The 17,487-nt window shown below is 70.5% G+C and carries 6 protein-coding genes; 1 reads left to right on the forward strand and 5 read right to left on the reverse strand.

What is annotated here, in order from left to right:
* From ACZ3J7_RS37110 to ACZ3J7_RS37120, 3 genes are all read right to left on the reverse strand, one after another.
* Positions 1 to 2,225 (reverse strand): hypothetical protein (locus ACZ3J7_RS37110; RefSeq protein ID WP_465627677.1); only part of this gene is annotated, 2,225 nt, incomplete at its 3' end.
* A gap of 310 nt (positions 2,226 to 2,535) precedes the next feature.
* Complete coding sequence (locus tag ACZ3J7_RS37115) at positions 2,536 to 7,104, reverse strand: LamG-like jellyroll fold domain-containing protein (RefSeq protein WP_465627678.1); 4,569 nt, start codon at positions 7,102 to 7,104, stop codon at positions 2,536 to 2,538.
* Between the two features lie 728 nt (positions 7,105 to 7,832).
* A complete protein-coding gene (locus ACZ3J7_RS37120; protein WP_465627679.1) occupies positions 7,833 to 8,294 on the reverse strand; it encodes a hypothetical protein in 462 nt (153 codons plus the stop codon).
* On the opposite strand from ACZ3J7_RS37120, the gene ACZ3J7_RS37125 reads away from it, so the two are divergent.
* Entirely contained in the window at positions 8,284 to 14,454 is a 6,171-nt protein-coding gene (locus ACZ3J7_RS37125) for an RHS repeat domain-containing protein (protein ID WP_465627680.1), read from the forward strand. The genes ACZ3J7_RS37120 and ACZ3J7_RS37125 overlap by 11 nt on opposite strands.
* Positions 14,455 to 14,777: 323 nt before the next feature.
* Here the strand turns inward: ACZ3J7_RS37125 and ACZ3J7_RS37130 are convergent, their stop codons facing one another.
* Both ACZ3J7_RS37130 and ACZ3J7_RS37135 read right to left on the reverse strand, forming a co-directional pair.
* Positions 14,778 to 15,944 carry an XdhC family protein gene (locus ACZ3J7_RS37130; RefSeq protein WP_465627681.1) on the reverse strand — a complete coding sequence of 389 codons (1,167 nt, stop codon included), beginning with the start codon at positions 15,942 to 15,944 and terminating at the stop codon, positions 14,778 to 14,780.
* A gap of 65 nt (positions 15,945 to 16,009) precedes the next feature.
* The gene (locus ACZ3J7_RS37135) at positions 16,010 to 17,473 is read right to left on the reverse strand and encodes an NCS2 family permease (protein ID WP_465627682.1); all 1,464 of its coding nucleotides are present in this window, start codon (positions 17,471 to 17,473) and stop codon (positions 16,010 to 16,012) included.
* Between the last annotated feature and the right edge of the window lie 14 nt (positions 17,474 to 17,487).

Below are 17,487 nucleotides of genomic sequence, written 5' to 3' on the forward strand. Positions count from 1 at the left end.
AGCCACAGGCCGGAGGGCAGGCCGGCTTGGCCGCCGACGACGGTGAGGTCGGCGCGGCCGGTGCCGGTGAGGTCGTTCTCGGCGGCGGTCGCGGGTGCGGCCGCGTTGAAGATCAGGGTCGCGGTGTCACCGACGTTGCCGCCTGCCGACACCGAGGTGACGGTCAGGGTGTTGACGGCCCGGGTCGGCTTGATCGTCACGGTCGTCGTGTTCGAGACGAGGTTCACCGTCGAGGGAGCGGCGCCGTTGAGCTGGTAGAGGAAGCTCGCGGGTGCGCTGCCCGTGCTGTTCGGCACGAAGCCGAACGTGACCGGCGTCCCGACGGTGTAGGTCGGGTTGGCGGACTGGGTGATCGTCGGCGCGCCGGGGGCGGTCGGGTCGAAGGTGAACTTGCAGGTGGTACTGGTCGCGCTGTTCGCACTGTTGTCGGTCGCGTAGACGTTCCAGGCGAACGTGGTGGTCGCGCCGTTCGCCGCGTTGACCAGGGTGGTCCGCGGGAGCAGGAAGCCACTGGTGGTGCCGGCCCACGCGGCCGGGCTCCCGGAGGCGATGCTCGTGCCGGTGCCGTCCTTGACCACGTTGAAGACCGCGTTGAGGCTGCTGCCGTCCGCGTCGTCGACGTTGGCGTACAGCGTCACGTCGCCGTTGCCGACCACGGTCGGCGGGTTGGCGGTGCAGGAGGTCGCCGGAGACGTGCTCAGGTTGGTCGGGGTGGTCGGGGCGTGGTTGTACTCGGTGCTCATCGACATCGACGAGGGCTGGAACTTCTTCCAGCCGTACTTGTCCGACTCGTCGGAGGCGCGCAGACCGAGGGTCACGTTCGACTGGCCGTTGTTGACGGCGCTCTGGACGGCGCCGAGGGCGTTGAACCCGAGGCCGGCGGTGGGGCAGCTGCTGCTGTAGCCGTGGGCCTCGTTCTTGGTGTCGAGCTTGCTGATCCAGCCCGGCTGGTTGTTCCAGGTGGTCCCGGAGCCGATACCGCCCGTCCACCACAGTTCGACGTTGCGGCCGCTGCACGAGGGCGCGTAGGTCTCGGTGGCGTAGAACGTCGACTTGGTGATCTGCGCGCCCTGCAACTGCGAGGGGACGCCCAGCTGGGCGAAGGCGCGGCCGACGTAGAGCGGGGACTCCCAGCCGTTGTAACCGACGCGCAGGCCGGTGGCGTCGCTGGTGCGCCAGTAGCTGGTGGTGGTGAAGGCGGAGCTGACGTACGTCCAGTTCTGGAGGCCGCCGCCGATGGCGTAGGTGGGGTCGATGTAGAGCGGCCAGACGGTGTCCTTGCCGGACAGCAGTGCCTCGTCCGGCGTGAGGGTGATGGCGCCGTCGCGGTACTCGCTCTTCAGCTTCCCGGCCCGGGAGTGGGCGCCGGGGTCGAGGTGCGAGGACTTGGCGGGGGAGCCGGACTTGGCGTCCAGGGCCAGGCCGGTGCGGGCGTCGGGGACGGTCGCGGCGGCCGGGTCGGTGGTGGAGTCCCAGACGCCGTTGCCGGGCGCGGGGGCGGAGAAGAGCGTCTTGCCGCTCTTGTCCTTGGCGGTGATGTTGCCGCCCTGGTCGGTGGTGAGGTCGACACCCTTGGCGGTGGTCTTGAAGGCGAGCTTCTTCAGGGCGGGGTTGGCGGCGGCCTTGGCGTTCTTGACGACGAAGACCTCGGAGAACCCGCCGAGGGTGTCGGCGGTGACCTTCAGGTCGAGGCCGTCCTGCAGCGCGTACGTGGCGGTGGCGCCATCCAGGGTGGGCGCGGGGAGTTTGGCGGCGAGGCCGGCCGGGAGCTCCAGGGCGAGGGAGGCGGGGCCGGACTTCATGGTGGCGAGCGGGCCGGTGCCGCCGCCGGAGAAGGCCAGGTCGGTGGCGGCCAGGGCCGGGCCGATGCTGCCGTCCTTGTGCTTGACGAGGGTGGCGTCGAGGTTCTTCCAGGCGCCGTCCTGGTAGCGGCGCACCGGGGTGACGTGCTGGGTCAGGGTGAAGGTGCCGTCCGGGTTCGCGGTCAGCTCGTCGGTCGCGGTGGTCGCCGCGTCCGCCTTCACCGCCTTGCCGGTCTTGCGGGCCTGCGCCGACGCCTGGTCGGAGGTCAGCGGCTCGGCCTTGCCCGCGGCGGCCTTGGCCGGTGCGGCGGGTTCCGCTTGCGCGGTGGCGGTGAAGACAGTGAGTGTCGCGGCCGCCAGGGTGACGGCCACCGCGCCGGCCAGCAGCCGTCCCGGTGGAGCGACCGGTATCGGTCGAGTCATGATGAACAATCCCTATTCGTCGAAAAAGGCCAGCTCAGCGGCCAGTTCGTGGTCGAGCGGGAGCAGCCTGCCATGAAAGTGGGCACGTGTGGGAACTTTATGGAGACTGGCAACGGCGAAATACCGGACCGGAGGGGGAATGTCTCATTTGCTCTTCCGGTGCGCGGGGATTCCCGTGTGGCCGCGTCAGAAGTCCGGCCGGGCCCGAGGGGTGGCGTTCCTGCTCGCTCGGCGCCCGTTCGTCCGGTAGCGCCGCCGCTGCCCCGCCACCCTGGCGGGCGGCGGGGCGGCGCACGGTCCGGTGGAAGGATCAGCTGGTGACGAGGGTGGTGCTGGCGTTGTAGGAGGGGTCGGTGGCGGGTGCCAGCGGGTAGCCGATCAGGGTCACGCCGGAGGCACCGGTGGCGAGTTGCCGGGTGGTGGTCCAGGTGCCGTCGGCGTTGCGCATCAGCCAGTAGGCGTTGTTGTTGCCCACGTAGGCGAACTGTGCGGCGCCGTTGGCCATGCCGATGGCGGAGACGGCGGTGACGCCGGTGCCGCCGAGCTGGTTGTTTCCGGTCCAACTACCGTTCGCGAGACGGGTGATGTGGTACATCACGCCACCGATGACGTCCACGAACTGAGTGCTGCCGTCGGGCAGTGCCGCCGCGGAGACGGCGGTGACGCCGCTGCCGCCGAGCTGGTTGAAGGGGCTCCAGGTGCCGTCGGAGAAGCGGGCCTGGTGGTACATCACGCCGCCGATGACGGACATGAACTGGGCGCTGCCGTCGCCGTAACCGCCGGTCGCGGCGATCGCGGTGACGCCGGTGCCGCTGCCGGCCGGGACGTCGTCCTTGGACCAGCCGCCGGCGGGCTTCCAGGTCTGGTGCCGCAGACCGCCGTTGGCGATCGACAGGACCTGCACCGCGCCGCTGCTGTCGGCCGTCACCGCGAGCGCGGTGATGCCCGTGACCTGGACGCCGTCAGTGCCCTGGGTGGGGACGGCCGTCCGGGTGCTCCAGGTGCCGTTGCGGTAGTGCCACTGCGCGTACTCCTTGCCGCCCGCGAGGGTGACGTACACGGTGTCGCCGTTGGGCAGCAGCGCGGCGCCGGCCTGCGTGGTGTCGGGGATGAACGCCACGGTCTCGCTGTTGCCCCAACTGCCGTCGGCGGCCCGGGTGAACTGCACCTGGGTGCCGTTCAGGGCCCGGGCGTAGGTGCGGACGTCGGCGACCTGGCCGTTGTAGCGCGCGGTCAGGACGTTCTGGTACTTGTAGCCGCTGATCCGGAGCGTGCCGGCCGATTCGACCCGCGCGGTGTGGCGGGCGGTGCCGGCGAGCTTGCCGTCCACGTACAGGTACATGGTGCTGTTGTCGGCGTTGAAGGCGACGGTCACGTGCGCCCACACGCCGAAGGTGACCGGCGGGCCGCTCACCAGGTCGTACTGCCAGGAGTCGTTGTCGGCGGTGGCCATGCCGAAGCGCCAGACGTCCTCGGCGTAGACGATGAACCCGGAGGCCCGGCTCGCGTCCTGGGAGACGACGACGCCGCCGTAGTTGGTGGGCTTGGCCCACAGGTCCACGGTGAAGCTCTTGCGGGTGTCGACCGCGTTGGTGCCGCCGGCCAGGGTGCCGGTGGCGTTGGCGTCCGGCACCAGCTGGGTCGAGCCGGCCGGGGTGGCGGTGTTGATCAGGACGTCCGGGCTGAACAGGTCGCCGACGTGACCGGTGACGGCCGGGCCGCCGCCGTTGGCCGCGGACAGGGTGCCGGAGGCGGTCAGGTCGAGGTTGCCGGAGGAGTCCTTCGCGGTGCCGACGTCGGTGCGGTCGGCGGTGGTGTTGAGCTGCCAGGCGTGCGTCGGACCGGTCAGCGTCTGCGAGGTCTGGGCGGTCAGCGCGGTGCCGTTGGACAGGTGGGCGACCGCCTGGCCGGCGGGGTCGACGGCCCACAGGTCGACGGTGCCGTCCCGGTTGATGTCGGCGGCCTGCAGGACGGGCTTGGCGGTGGTGTCCCAGCCGCTGGCGGCGATCTTCACCGGGGTGTTGGGCAGGGTGGTGGTGCCGGTGAACGGGACGGCGGCGATGTTCTGCAGGACGGTGGGGCTGTAGTACCAGAGTTCGCCGGTGGTGGTGTTGCGGGCGTACAGCGCGGGCGCGTTGTCGACCAGGGCGGTGTGGATGGTCCAGCCGTTCCAGTCGCTGTTGGTGACGCCGGTGGGGTTGGTGGTGGTCAGCGGGATGCTGTCGTCCGCGTTCTCGAAGCCGCCGGGGGTGCCGGTCGACGCGGAGAGGGTGAGTTGCCCGTTGAGCAGGAGCAGCAGGCCGGGCCGGGTGCCGGGCATCGCGTTGGCCGTCTGGTAGAGCGCGCCCGCGTTGGCGACCTGGGTGGCCTTGCTGCCGCTGGTGAAGGTCTGGAGGCCGACGTTGACCTGGGAGCCGGAGTTGGGCGAGAGGGCGGAGCCGTCGCCGCTGCCGTAGAGGATGTGGCCGAGGCCGTCGGTGGGCGAGTACTGCAGGACGTCGTTGAAGCCGGCGCCGGTGCGGAAGTGGCCGGTGACGGCCTGGGCGCCGTTCCAGTCGGCCGTCGCGCCGGGAGCCGGGGCGTTCTTCCCGGTGCCCTGCACGCCGATGTTGGTGGTCAGCGTGTTCAGCGTGTTGGCGGCCGAACCGTTGGCCAGCCACAGGCCCGGGGGCAGGCCGGCCTGGCCGCCGACGACGGTGAGGTCGGCGCGGCCGGTGCCGGTGAGGTCGTTCTCGGCGGCGGTCGCGGGCGCGGCCGCGTTGAAGATCAGGGTCGCGGTGTCACCGATGTTGCCGCCCGGCGAAGTCGCCGTCACGGTCAGCGTGTTGACGGCCCGGGTCGGCTTGATCTGCACCCCGGCGGCACCGGCGTCCTTGGACACCGCGACGGGGGCGGTGCCGTTCAGCTGGTACAGGAAACCGGCGGGCGTGCTCCCGGTGCTGTTCGCGCCGAAGGTGAAGTTCGCCGCCGTCCCAACGGTGTAGGTCGGGTTGGCGGACTGGGTGATCGTCGGCGCGCCGGGAACGGTCGGGTCGAAGGTGAACTTGCAGGTGGTGCTGGTCGGGCTGTTCGCGCTGCCGTCACTGGCGGAGACGCTCCAGGCGAAGACGGCGGCCCCACCGTTCGCCGCGTTGGCCAGGGTCGCCCGCGGGATCAGGAAGGCACTGGTGCTGCCGGCCCACGCCGCCGGGGTCCCGGAGGTGACGACGGCGCCGGTGCTGTCCTTCCGCAGGGTGAAGGTGGCGTTGAGGCTGCCGCCGTCCGCGTCGTCCACGTTGGCGTAGAGCGTCACGTCGCCGTTGCCGACCGCGGTCGGCGGGTTGGCGGTGCAGGAGGTCGTGGGGGAGGTGCTCAGGTTGGTCGGGGTGGTCGGGGCGTGGTTGTACTCGGTGGTCATCGACATGGACGAGGGCTGGAACTTCTTCCAGCCGTACTTGTCGGACTCGTCGGAGGCGCGCAGGCCCAGGGTGAGGCTGGACTGGCCGTTGTTGACGGCGCTCTGGACGGCGCCGAGGGTGTTGAAGCCGAGGCCGGCGGTGGGGCAGTTGCTGCTGTAGCCGTGGGCCTCGTTCTTGGTGTCCAGCCAGCTGTTCCAACCGGGCTGGTTGTTCCAGGTGGTGCCGGAGCCGATGCCGCCCGTCGACCAGAGTTCGACGTTGCGGCCGCTGCAGGAGGGGGCGTAGGTCTCGGTGGCGTAGAACGTCGACTTGGTGATCTGCGCGCCCTGGAGCTGGGAGGGGACGCTCAGTTGGGCGAAGGCGCGGCCGACGTAGAGCGGGGACTCCCAGCCGTTGTATCCCACGCGCAGGCCGGTGGCGTCGCTGGTGCGCCAGTAGCTGGTGGTGGTGAAGGCGGAGCTGACGTACGTCCAGTTCTGCAGGCCGCCGCCGGCGGAGTAGGTGGGGTCGATGTAGAGCGGCCAGACGGTGTCCTTGCCGGAGAGCAGTGCCTCGTCCGGGGTGAGGGTGATGGCGCCGTCGCGGTACTCGCTCTTGAGCTGTCCGGCCCGGGCGTGGGCGCCGGGGTCGAGGTGCGAGGACTTGGCGGGGGAGCCGGACTTGGCGTCCAGGGCCAGGCCGGTGCGGGCGTCGGGGACGGTCGCGGCGGTGGGGTCGGTGGTGGAGTCCCAGACGCCGTTGCCGGGGGCGGGGGCGGAGAAGAGGGTCTTGCCGTTCTTGTCCTTGGCGGTGATGTTGCCGCCCTGGTCGGTGGCCAGGTCGACGCCCTTGGCGGTGGTCTTGAAGGCGAGCTTCTTCAGGGCGGGGTTGGCGGCGGCCTTGGCGTTCTTGACGACGAAGACCTCGGAGAAGCCGCCGAGGGTGTCGGCGGTGACCTTCAGGTCGAGGCCGTCCTGCAGCGCGTAGGTGGCGGTGGCGCCGTCCAGGGTGGGCGCGGGGAGTTTGGCGGCGAGGCCGGCCGGGAGTTCCAGGGCGAGGGAGGCGGGGCCGGACTTCATGGTGGCCAGCGGGCCGGTGCCGCCGCCGGACAGGGCCAGGTCGGTGGCGGCCAGCGCGGGGCCGATGCTGCCGTCCTTGTGCTTGACCAAGGTGGCGTCGAGGTTCTTCCAGGCGCCGTCCTGGTAGCGGCGCACCGGAGTGACGTGCTGGGTCAGAGTGAACGTGCCGTCGGGGTTGGCGGTCAGCTCGTCGGTCGCGGTGGTCGCCGCGTCCGCCTTCACCGCCTTGCCGGTCTTGCGGGCCTGCGCGGACGCCTGGTCGGAGGTCAGCGGCTCGGCCTTGCCCGCGGCGGCCTTGGCCGGTGCGGCGGGTTCCGCTTGCGCGGTGGCGGTGAAGACAGTGAGTGTCGCGGCCGCCAGAGTGACGGCCACCGCGCCGGCCAGCAGCCGTCCGGGCGGGGAGACCGGTATGGGTCTAGACATGGTGAACAGTCCCTATTCGTCGAAAAAGGCCAGCTCAGCGGCCAGTTCGTGGTCGAGCGGAAGCAGCCTGCCACGAGGGTCGGACGAACGGCTACCGTTTTCGAGCAGCCAGCTGACGGAGGGTAATGTTCCTGCTGATTTGTCCGACTTGCGGCGCAATGGCAGAGCCAAAGGATGGCAAAGAGTCGACTTTTTCTTCGGCGGTAATCCGATGCCAATCGATTTGCGATCGATCTGCCGGTCGCCGCATCCGGTTCTGTCACCTTGTCCGGTTTGGATGCTTGTATGGGGGGCTGATCGAGTGTCGGCGTTTTTGTCGTTCCGGCGGCCGTTCCTGTCGGAGCTCGCTGTTCCGGTTGTGCGGCGATGATGACAAGTGTGGGCGAGCTGACGCTTGGGGTGGTTGCTGCGGTTTCACCGTGAGCCTGGTCGGGGTGGTGGCCGGCATTGGCCAAGTCGTGGTACAAGGCCCCCGGTCTGTCGGAATAGGGACAGTTCAAGGGGGGCTCGGACTCGGTGGGGCGATTGGCGGGGATCGGGGACGAAGAGTGAACCTCCTCCCTCTTGCCGCCTTGCCGCTGCTTTGACCGATTTACGGCGCACGCGAATGGTAAAAGTTTGGCAAAGGTAACTTTGCTCTTGTGGGACCCCGGTGATTCGACGGGTCGTGCACTGTCATAGTCGCTGCCGAGCCGGTATATGCCGGGCATGGTGCTGTCGCTGGCAGCTCAAAGGGTGGGATTCTTTCGTATGTCCATTTTTGGCTCGATACGTTCGGGCAAGGACGGGCCGCCGACGCGGCCGGGGTCGACGGCGGTGAGGACGCTGGGGACGCTCTGTTCCGCCGCGTTGGTCGTCTCGTTGGCGGTGGCGCCCGCGTTCGCGGCGCCGGCCGGGCCGGCGAAGCCCGCGGTGGCGGGTGCGGCGGCGGTGAAGGGGGTGAAGTCCCTCGGGGTGAAGAGGATCGAGGTGTCGGGGGACGCGCAGCGTTCCTTCGTGCCGAAGGCGACGGCGTGGCCGAAGGCGGCCTCGGGTCGGGCGGCGTCGGCCGCGGCGGGTGCGAAGTCCCAGGCGTCGGGGACGCCGGTGTGGGTGCAGGGGGCCTCCTCCGCTGCCGCTCCGGCGGTGGACGTGAAGGTGCTGGACCAGGCGAGGAGTGCCCAACTTGGGCTCTCCGGTGTGGTGTTCACGGTGGACGGCGGTGACGCGCGCGGGAAGGCGCGGGTGGGTGTCGACTACTCGTCGTTCGCGGAGGCGCTGGGCGGTAACTACGCGTCGCGGCTGCGGTTGGTGTCGTTGCCGGCGTGTGCGCTGACCACGCCGGAGGTGGCGTCCTGCCGGGTGCAGACGCCGCTGGCGACCGACCGGGACGCGGCGGGCAAGTCCGTCTCGGCCGAGGTCGACCTCGGTTCGGCCGGTGCGGTGAAGGCGAACACCGGGGGTGCGTCGGAGTCGAAGGTCGTCTCCGCGGTGTGGTCGGGCAACGCCTCGGTCACCCAGGCGGCCTCGGCCTCCGCCCCGGTGGTGCTGGCCGTCGCGGCGTCGTCCGGTGACGCGGGTACGGGAGCCGGTTCGTACGCCGCCAGTACCCTGAGCCCGAGCGGTTCGTGGAGCGGCGGCGGTTCGGCCGGCGCGTTCACCTACTCGTACGACCTAGTCACGCCGGGATCCACCACGGGCATGGCACCGAAGCCCTCCCTGAGTTACAGCTCGGCGGCGGTGGACGGGAAGACGGCGAGCACCCAGGCCCAGGCGTCCTGGGTCGGTGACGGCTGGTCGACGCCGGACTCGTTCATCGAGCAGACCTTCACCTCCTGCTCCGAGGACCCGGAGGGTTCGGCCTCGCCGAAGTCCACCGGCGACCTCTGCTACGCGGGCCCGATCCTGACGCTCTCGTTGAACGGCTCGTCCACGTCGCTGGTGTGGGACGCGTCGAAGAGCACGTTCGTACCGTCCACTGACGACGGTTCGAAGATCGTGCACGTCACCAACTCCAACAACGGGACGGGGACGTACAACACGGACTACTGGACGGTCACCGACCGCTCCGGCACCGTCTACTCCTTCGGGCGCAACCAGCTGCCGGGGTGGAGTTCGGGCAAGGCGGTCACCAACTCGGTGGACAGCGTCCCGGTGTACTCCTCGCACTCCGGTAACCCGTGCTACAACGCCTCGGGCTTCGACGCGTCGGTGTGCACGACGGCCTACCGGTGGCACCTGGACTACGTGACCGACGTCCAGGGCTCCGCGATGGCGTACTACTACACGCAGGACACGAACTACTACGGGCAGAACAACGGCGCGTCGAACACCAAGTACGTGCGCGACTCGTACCTGGCCCGGATCGACTACGGGTTCAAGGACGGCGGCGCGTACGGCACCGTCCCGGACCAGGTCGTGTTCACCACCGGCTCGCGCTGCGTGGCCGCCACCTGCGATCCGATCTCGGCCTCGAACAACGCGGCCCAGTACCCGGACGTGCCGTTCGACCTGATCTGCAACCAGGGCGCCACCTGCACCCCCAAGTCGCCGTCGATGTTCTCCACCGTGCGGCTCAAGCAGATCACCACCAGGCAGTACGACACGGCGAGTTCGCAGTACAAGCCGATCGACACCTACGACCTGGCGCAGACCGAGCCGCCCACCGGTGACGGCACCTCGCCGACCCTGTGGCTGTCGACCGTCACCCGCACGGCGAGCGACACCTCCGGTGGCGGGTCGGGCACGATCGTCATGCCGCCGGTGAAGTTCGCGGGCACCACGATGCAGAACCGCGTCGACACCGCCAACTACCCGGGCATGTTCCGCTACCGCCTGACCTCGATCACCACCGAACTCGGTGCGGTCACCGGCGTCAGCTACGGCCTGCCGAACCCCTGCACCGCCTCCTACGTGGCGTCGGCGAACGCCTCGGCCAACACCAACTCGTGCTACCCGGTGCGCTGGACGCCGAAGTTCTACACGGCGCCGATCACCGACTGGTTCCAGAAGTACGCCGTCACCCAGGTCCTGGAGGCCGACGCCACCGGCGGCGCCCTGCAGAAGAACACCAGCTACGAGTACGGCGGCGGCGCGGCCTGGCACTACGACGACAACGAGATCGTCAAGGCCAAGGACCGCACCTGGGGCCAGTTCCGCGGCTACGCCACCGTCACCACCCGCACCGGTGACGGCACCAACAACCCGAAGACCAAGAACACCACCTCCTACTACCGGGGCATGGACGGCGACTACCTCACGTCGACCACCACCCGCAGCGTGACGGTGACCGACTCGCAGGGCGGCGTCCACACCGACAGCTCGCAGATCAGCGGCTCGGTGCTGGAGAGCACGGCGTACAAGGGCGACGGCGGCAACGTCGACAGCTCCACCATCACCTCCTACTGGGTCTCCCCGGCCACCGCGACCCGCTCGCGCACCGGCCTGCCCGCGCTGACCGCCAACAGGGTCGCGGGGGTGGAGGCGTTCACCCGGCAGGCCGTGGGCTCCGGGTGGCGCTACACCCAGACCGACAGCAGCTACAACGACACCGTCGGCGACGTGAACTTCGGCCTGCTCAAGGCCACGTACACGCACACGGTGCCGGTGGACCCGGCGTACGACTCCTGCACCACCATCACGTACGCGCCGGCCAACACGGCGAAGAACCTGGTCGGCCTGGAGGCCTCCCGGGAGACCGACTCGGTGGCCTGCTCCGGCTACACGGCGGGCACCAAGCCGTCGGTGCCCGGTTCGGTCAACACGCTGGGCGCGCCGTCCTCGGTGAACCGCCCGGCGCAGGTCGTCTCCGCGACCCGCACCTTCTACGACGACAGCACCTACAGCACCGCCTTCCCGCAGACCACCGCCCCGAGCACCGGCAACATCACGATGTCGCAGCAGGCGAAGGACCACGCGGGCGGTTCGTTCGTCTGGCAGACCGCCGGCCGTTCCACCTACGACGGCTACGGGCGCGTCCTGGTCAGCTACGACGCCAACGGCAACACCACCACGACCGCCTACACCGTGAACGCGGTGGGTCTGACCACCGGTCAGACCGTCACCAACGCCAAGAACCACACGGCCAGTGCCACGCTGGCACCGGCTCGCGGGCTCAAGCTCACGTCGACCGACGCCAACAACGTCGGCACCGTCCTGCGCTACGACGTGCTGGGCCGTCCGACGGCGGTGTGGGCGGACTCGCGTCCCACCAGCGCGCCCGCCAACGCCCTCTTCTCGTACACCATTTCGCAGACCGGCGCGTCGGGGTCGACCACCCAGACGCTGAACGACTCGCTCGGCTACGTCACCTCGTACAACATCGCCGACTCGCTCGGTCGTCCGCGGCAGACCCAGTCCTCCACGCCGAAGGGCGGGCGGCTGATCGCCGAGTCGTTCTACGACTCGCGCGGCTGGGTGTGGAAGACCAACGGTTCGTACTGGGATCCGGACAACGCGCCGTCGCTGTCGGTGGCCTCGGTGCAGGACTCGAAGATCCCGAACCAGTCCCTGGCCACGTTCGACGGCCTGGGCCGGACGGTGGTCTCCACCTCGTACCAGTATTCCCAGCCGAAGGAGGTCACCACCACGGTCTACGGCGGTGACCGCACCACCGTGATCCCGCCGGTCGGCGGTACGGTGAAGACCACGGTGGTCGACCCGCTGGGCCGCACCAGCGAACTGGACGACTACACCGCCCGCCCGACCGTGACCGTCCCGGCGAACACCTTCACCGGCGACTTCACCGTCAGCGGCGGCACCAGCCAGGCCATCACCTACGGCTACGACGGCCACGGCAAGCAGAACACCGTCACCGCCGCCGGCTCCACCTGGACCAGCACCTACGACCTGCTCGGCCGGGTGGCGTCCAAGAACGACCCCGACGCCGGCACCGTCACCATGCAGTACGACGCGGTCGGCAGCCTGGTGCAGTCCACCGACTCGCGCGGCAAGTCCACCAGCACCACCTACGACGCGCTGAACCGCAGGACCGCCACCTACGCGGCCCCGCTGGCCTCCAAGAGCACGGCCAACCAGCTCGGTTCCTGGGTGTACGACAACGACAACAACGTCGCCGGCGTCACCAACCCGATCGGCCACGCCACCACCGTCACCTCCTACGACGGCGGCCAGCCCTACACGACCCAGATCACCGCCTTCACCACGATGGGCAAGTCGCTGGGCGAGACGATCACCATCCCGTCCGCCACCGAGGACGCGCTGCTCGCCAAGCCGTACACCTTCTCGCACACCTACTCGACCATCAAGGGCCTGCCGCTCAGCGACACCTCGCCCGCCGGCGGCGGCCTGCCGCTGGAGAAGGTCAACCGCACCTACGCCACCGCCTTCGACCTGCCCAACGGCGCGGGCGTCAGCGGCGGCCTCGGCTACGCCCAGGACACCAGCTACGACGCCTACGGCCGGGTCGAACAGGCCACCCTCGGCGACACCGGCGGCCTGGGCTACCTCACCAACACCTACGACCCCCACACCGGCCGCCTCACCGACCAGCTGGTCTCCCGCTCCACCAGCGCCGGGGCCAGTGACGTCGACAAGCAGCACTACGACTACGACCTCGCCGGCAACGTCACCCGACAGGTGTCCACCCGTCTCGGTGCCACCAGCGAGACGCAGTGCTTCACCTACGACCAGTTCGACCGCCTCACCCAGGCCTGGACCGCCACCGACTCCTGTGCCGCTAACCCCACCGCGCTCAGTCACTCCCAGGTCGGCGACGCGGTCACCGGCGGTGCCTACTGGACCGACTGGCAGTTCGACCTGCTGGGCAACCGCACCAGCCAGACCGAGCACGCCACCGGCGTCCCCGGCACCGACACCACCACCACCTACACCTACAACGGCAACGGAAAGAACCAGCCCCACACCCTGACCTCCACCACCGGCGGCACCAGCATCGCCTACGACAGCGCCGGCAACACCACCCAGCGCACCACCCCCGCCAACGGCGCCCAGACCCTCACCTGGGACGACGCCGGACGCCTCAACAAGGTCGCCGGCCCGTCCGGTAGCACCACCTACGTGTACGACGCCGACGGCCAGGTCCTGCTCCAGAAGAGCGCCGCCTCGACCGTCCTCTACCTGCCGGGGCAGCAGCTCACGCTGGCCGGCGGCGTGGTCACCGGCACCCGCTACATCACGCTCCCGGGCGGCGGCACCGTCGTGCGCACCGGTTTCGGCGCCAACTACAAGTTCGAGATCGCCGACCCGCACGGCACGGCCGGCCTGTCCCTGGACAACGCCGGCCAGAACCCCGTCTGGCGCCAGTTCACCCCCTACGGCGCCCCGCGCGGCACGGCGGTGACCTGGTTCGACAACCGCGGCTTCCTCAACAAGCCCACCAACGCCGCCACCGGGCTCACCACCCTGGGGGCCCGCCAGTACGACCCGGTCACCGGACGCTTCATCAGCGTCGACCCGCTGTTCGACCCGGCGGCGTCCCAGCAGCTCGGCGGCTACAGCTACGCGGCGGCCAACCCGATCAGCCGCGTCGACCCCGACGGGCTCTACGGCGCCTGGTGCGTGACTCCCAGCTGCGTGGCAGCCACGGGCGGATCGAACACGCCGGCGACGACCACGCCGCAACCGGCACCGGCCGGCAACGGGACCAGCAGCCCGACGTCCACCTCCACCGGCAGCACCGGTAGCAGCGGCAAGGGCACCAGCGGCCACGGCAGCGCCGGTACGGGCGGCGGCTCCCGGGGCAACACCGACCAGGGCAGCTCGTACACCAGCCGGGTCGCGCACTGCGCCACCCCGGAGTGCGTCGGCTACGAGCAGTACAAGCCGCAGACCGTCTGGTACAACCAGTCGGAGGACGCCATGGGCAAGTACGGCACGTTCTGCCTGGAACACAACATGTTCTGCGAGTTCCAGGTGATCGTCCAGCAGGAGGAGTACAGCGACGTCTACCCCAACATGACCATCGGGGAGTACATCGGGAAGATCAACCCGGCTCACCAGCTCTCCAGGGACCTGTCGGTCGAGCACTCCAGCGAGTACCAGCACGCGGTGAGCGAGAGCTTCGGCGTGTCCATCGAGTCGGGTGAACTGGCGAAGCTGGCCGGTGCGAGCATCAGTGCCAGCGTGGAACTCACCAACGAGCAGACCTGGGCGAGCTCGGAGAGCACGTCCACGGTCACGCACGAGACCTGGGACCCCAAGGAGAGCCCGCCCGAGCAGATCGGGTGGACCGTGGTCCGGGTTCCCATGGTCCAGACCAAGACGGTGACCCAGGTCTTCGTCTCGGGCGAGAACCGAGTCGAGAACCGCAGCGTGGAGACCCGCCTCATCGGCTACGACCTCATCGCGGTCAAGTCCACGCAGGGCATGAGGCTGCTGGAACAGAAGTAGTGATCCGACCCACGTGAACCCCTCGGGCCCGGCCACCGCACCCTGGTGGCCGGGCCCGAGGCCTTTCCGCCGCCCTCGGCGCCGGTGACCTGTCGCAGCGCGCCAGAGCATCTGCGCACTGAAGCATCATTCGAGGCGAACTCCGCTGTCCATTGTCGGCTCGATGCGTTCGGGCAAGGACGGGCCGCCGACGCGGCCGGGACCGACGACGCTGGGGACGCCGGGCGGCAACCACGCGGCGCGGCTGCGGTTGGTGTCGTCGCCGGCGTGTGCGCTGACCACGTTGGAGTGGCGTCCTGCACCGCACGCGGCATGATCGGCCGTCAGGCCGCGTGCGGGGAGCTGTCCGTCGCGGGCGGGGGCGCGAGGTCGTGGTGGATGGGGCCGGCGGTGGTGGAGAGGGGGAGGCAGGAGCCGCCGCGGGCTTCGGCGACGAGTTGGGCGGCGATGGAGACGGCGGTCTCCTCGGGGGTGCGGGCGCCGAGGTCGAGGCCGATGGGGGAGTGGAGGCGGGCCAGTTCGGGGTCGGTGAGGCCGGCTTCGCGGAGGCGGGCGTCACGGTCGCGGTGGGTGCGGCGGGAGCCCATCGCGCCGACGTAGGCGACGGGCAGCCGCAGGGCGCGCTCCAGCAGCGGGATGTCGAACTTGGCGTCGTGGGTGAGGACGCACAGGACGGTGCGGCCGTCGAGGCGGTCGAGTTGGGTGTCGAGGTAGCGGTGCGGCCAGTCGACGACGAGTTCGTCGGCCTCGGGGAAGCGGCGTGCGGTGGCGAAGACCGGCCGGGCGTCGCAGACGGTGACGTGGTAGCCGAGGAACTTGCCGATCTTCACGACGGCCGAGGCGAAGTCGATCGCGCCGAAGACCAGCATCCGCGGCGGCGGCACGTACGCCTCGACGAACACGGTGACGGTGCCCGGGCCGTCGCCGGACGGGTCGCAGGGGCGGCCGTCGAGGCCGAGGGCGAGGCGGCCGGTGCGGCCGGCCGAGAGCATCGCGCGGGCCTCGGCGACGGCGGCGCGCTCCAGGCGGAAGGAGGGGAGCGAGCCGTGGTGGGTGTCGGCGGTGACGGCGACGGTGGCGCCGAGCAGGGCGGGCGGGCCGTCGACGACCCGGGCGACGGCGACGGGGGTGCCGGAGGCGAGGTGGGTGACGGCGGCGTCCAGGCCGGGGTCCGCGCCGGGGACGACCCGCTGGACGAAGACGTCGAGCAGGCCGCCGCAGGTCAGGCCGACGGCGAAGGCGTCCTCGTCGCTGTAGCCGAAGCGTTCCAGGACGGGGGTGCCGGTCTCCAGCGCGGTGCGGCAGAGCTCGTACACGGCGCCCTCGACGCAGCCGCCGGAGACCGAGCCGACCGCCTCGCCGTCCGGGCCGACGGCCAGCGCGGCGCCGGGTTCGCGCGGGGCGGAGCCGGAGACGCCGACGACGGTGGCGACGGCGTAGGGGCGCCCGGCGGCGTGCCAGGTGTGCAACTGGGCGGCGATGTCGTGCACGGGTTGCTCCTCGCGACGGGACGGCGCCGCCCCGCCGGAGGGTTCGGCGGGGCGGCGGGGGAGGGCTAGTGGACGCCCAACCAGGACTTGATCGGGACGAGCGCGAAGTACACGACGAACACGCCGGTCAGGATCCACATCAGCGGGCCGGGCTCGCGCCACTTGCCGGTGCCGGCCTTGATGACGGTGTAGGAGACGACGCCGGCCGCGACGCCCGCCGTGATGCTGTAGGTGAACGGCATCAGCACGCAGGTGAGGAACGCCGGGATGGCGATCTCGCGGTCGGACCAGTCGATGTGCCGGGCCTGGCTCATCATCATCGAGCCGATCACCACCAGCGCGGCGGAGGCGACCTGCACCGGCACCACGGCGGCGACCGGCGAGAAGAACAGCATCAGCGCGAACGCGCCGCCGGTGACGGTGGAGGCCAGGCCGGTGCGGGCGCCGTCGCCGACGCCGGTCGCGGACTCGACGAACACGGTCTGCCCGGACGCGCCGGACAGGCCGCCGATCGCGCCGCCCGCGCCGTCGATGAACAGCGCCTTCGACAGGCCGGGCATCCGGCCCTTGGAGTCGGCGAGCCCGGCCTCGGTGCCGACGCCGATGATGGTGGCCATCGCGTCGAAGAACCCGGCCAGGACGAGGGTGAAGACGGCGACCGAGGCGCTGATCGCGCCCAGCCCGTGCGAGCCGAACGCGCCGAACAGGTCGACGTGCCCGAACAGGCCGAAGTCGGGTGCGGAGACCGGCGATCCGGGCCAGCTCGGCGCCGAGCCGCCCCAGTCCGCCGCGGTCGGCCCGGCCACCCGGTCGACGACCAGCGCGACCGCGGTGCCCGCCGCGATGCCGATCAGGATCGCGCCCCGGACGTTCCGCGCCAGCAGCACGAAGACGGTCAGCAGGGTGAGCGCGAAGATCAGCACCGGCCAGCCCCGGAGCTCGCCGAACGGGCCGAGCGAGAGCGGGGTGGGGCCGCCGGTGTGCACGAACCCGGCCTTGTAGAAGCCGATGATCGCGACGAACAGGCCGATGCCGATGGTGATCGCGTGCTTGAGCGGCAGCGGGATCCCGTTCATGATCTTCTCGCGCAGCCCGGAGACCACCAGCAGCACGATCAGCAGGCCGTAGACCACGCACAGGCCCATCGCCTGCGCCCAGGTGGTGTGCGGCACCACCAGCGCCGATATCGCGCCCGAGACGGACAGCCCGGCCGCGACCGCCAGCGGCACGTTGCCGACCACGCCCATCAGGACCGTGGTGACGGCGGCGGCCAGCGCGGTGGCGGTGGTCAGCTGGGCGTGGTCCAGCTTGGCGCCGGTGACGTCCGCGCCGCTCAGGATGATCGGGTTGAGCAGGACGATGTAGGCCATCGCCATGAAGGTGGTGAGGCCGCCGCGGATCTCGTTGCCCAGCGTGGAGCCGCGTGCCGAGATCTTGAAGTAGGCGTCGAGGGCGCCGCGCGGGGGCGTGCCGTTCGCGGTGGGGGCCGCTTCTTCGGTGGGGCCGGGCTCCGTGGAGGTCCGGGTCATGTCCACTCCCAAGG

The sequence above is a fragment of the Kitasatospora sp. NPDC015121 genome (assembly GCF_055562955.1).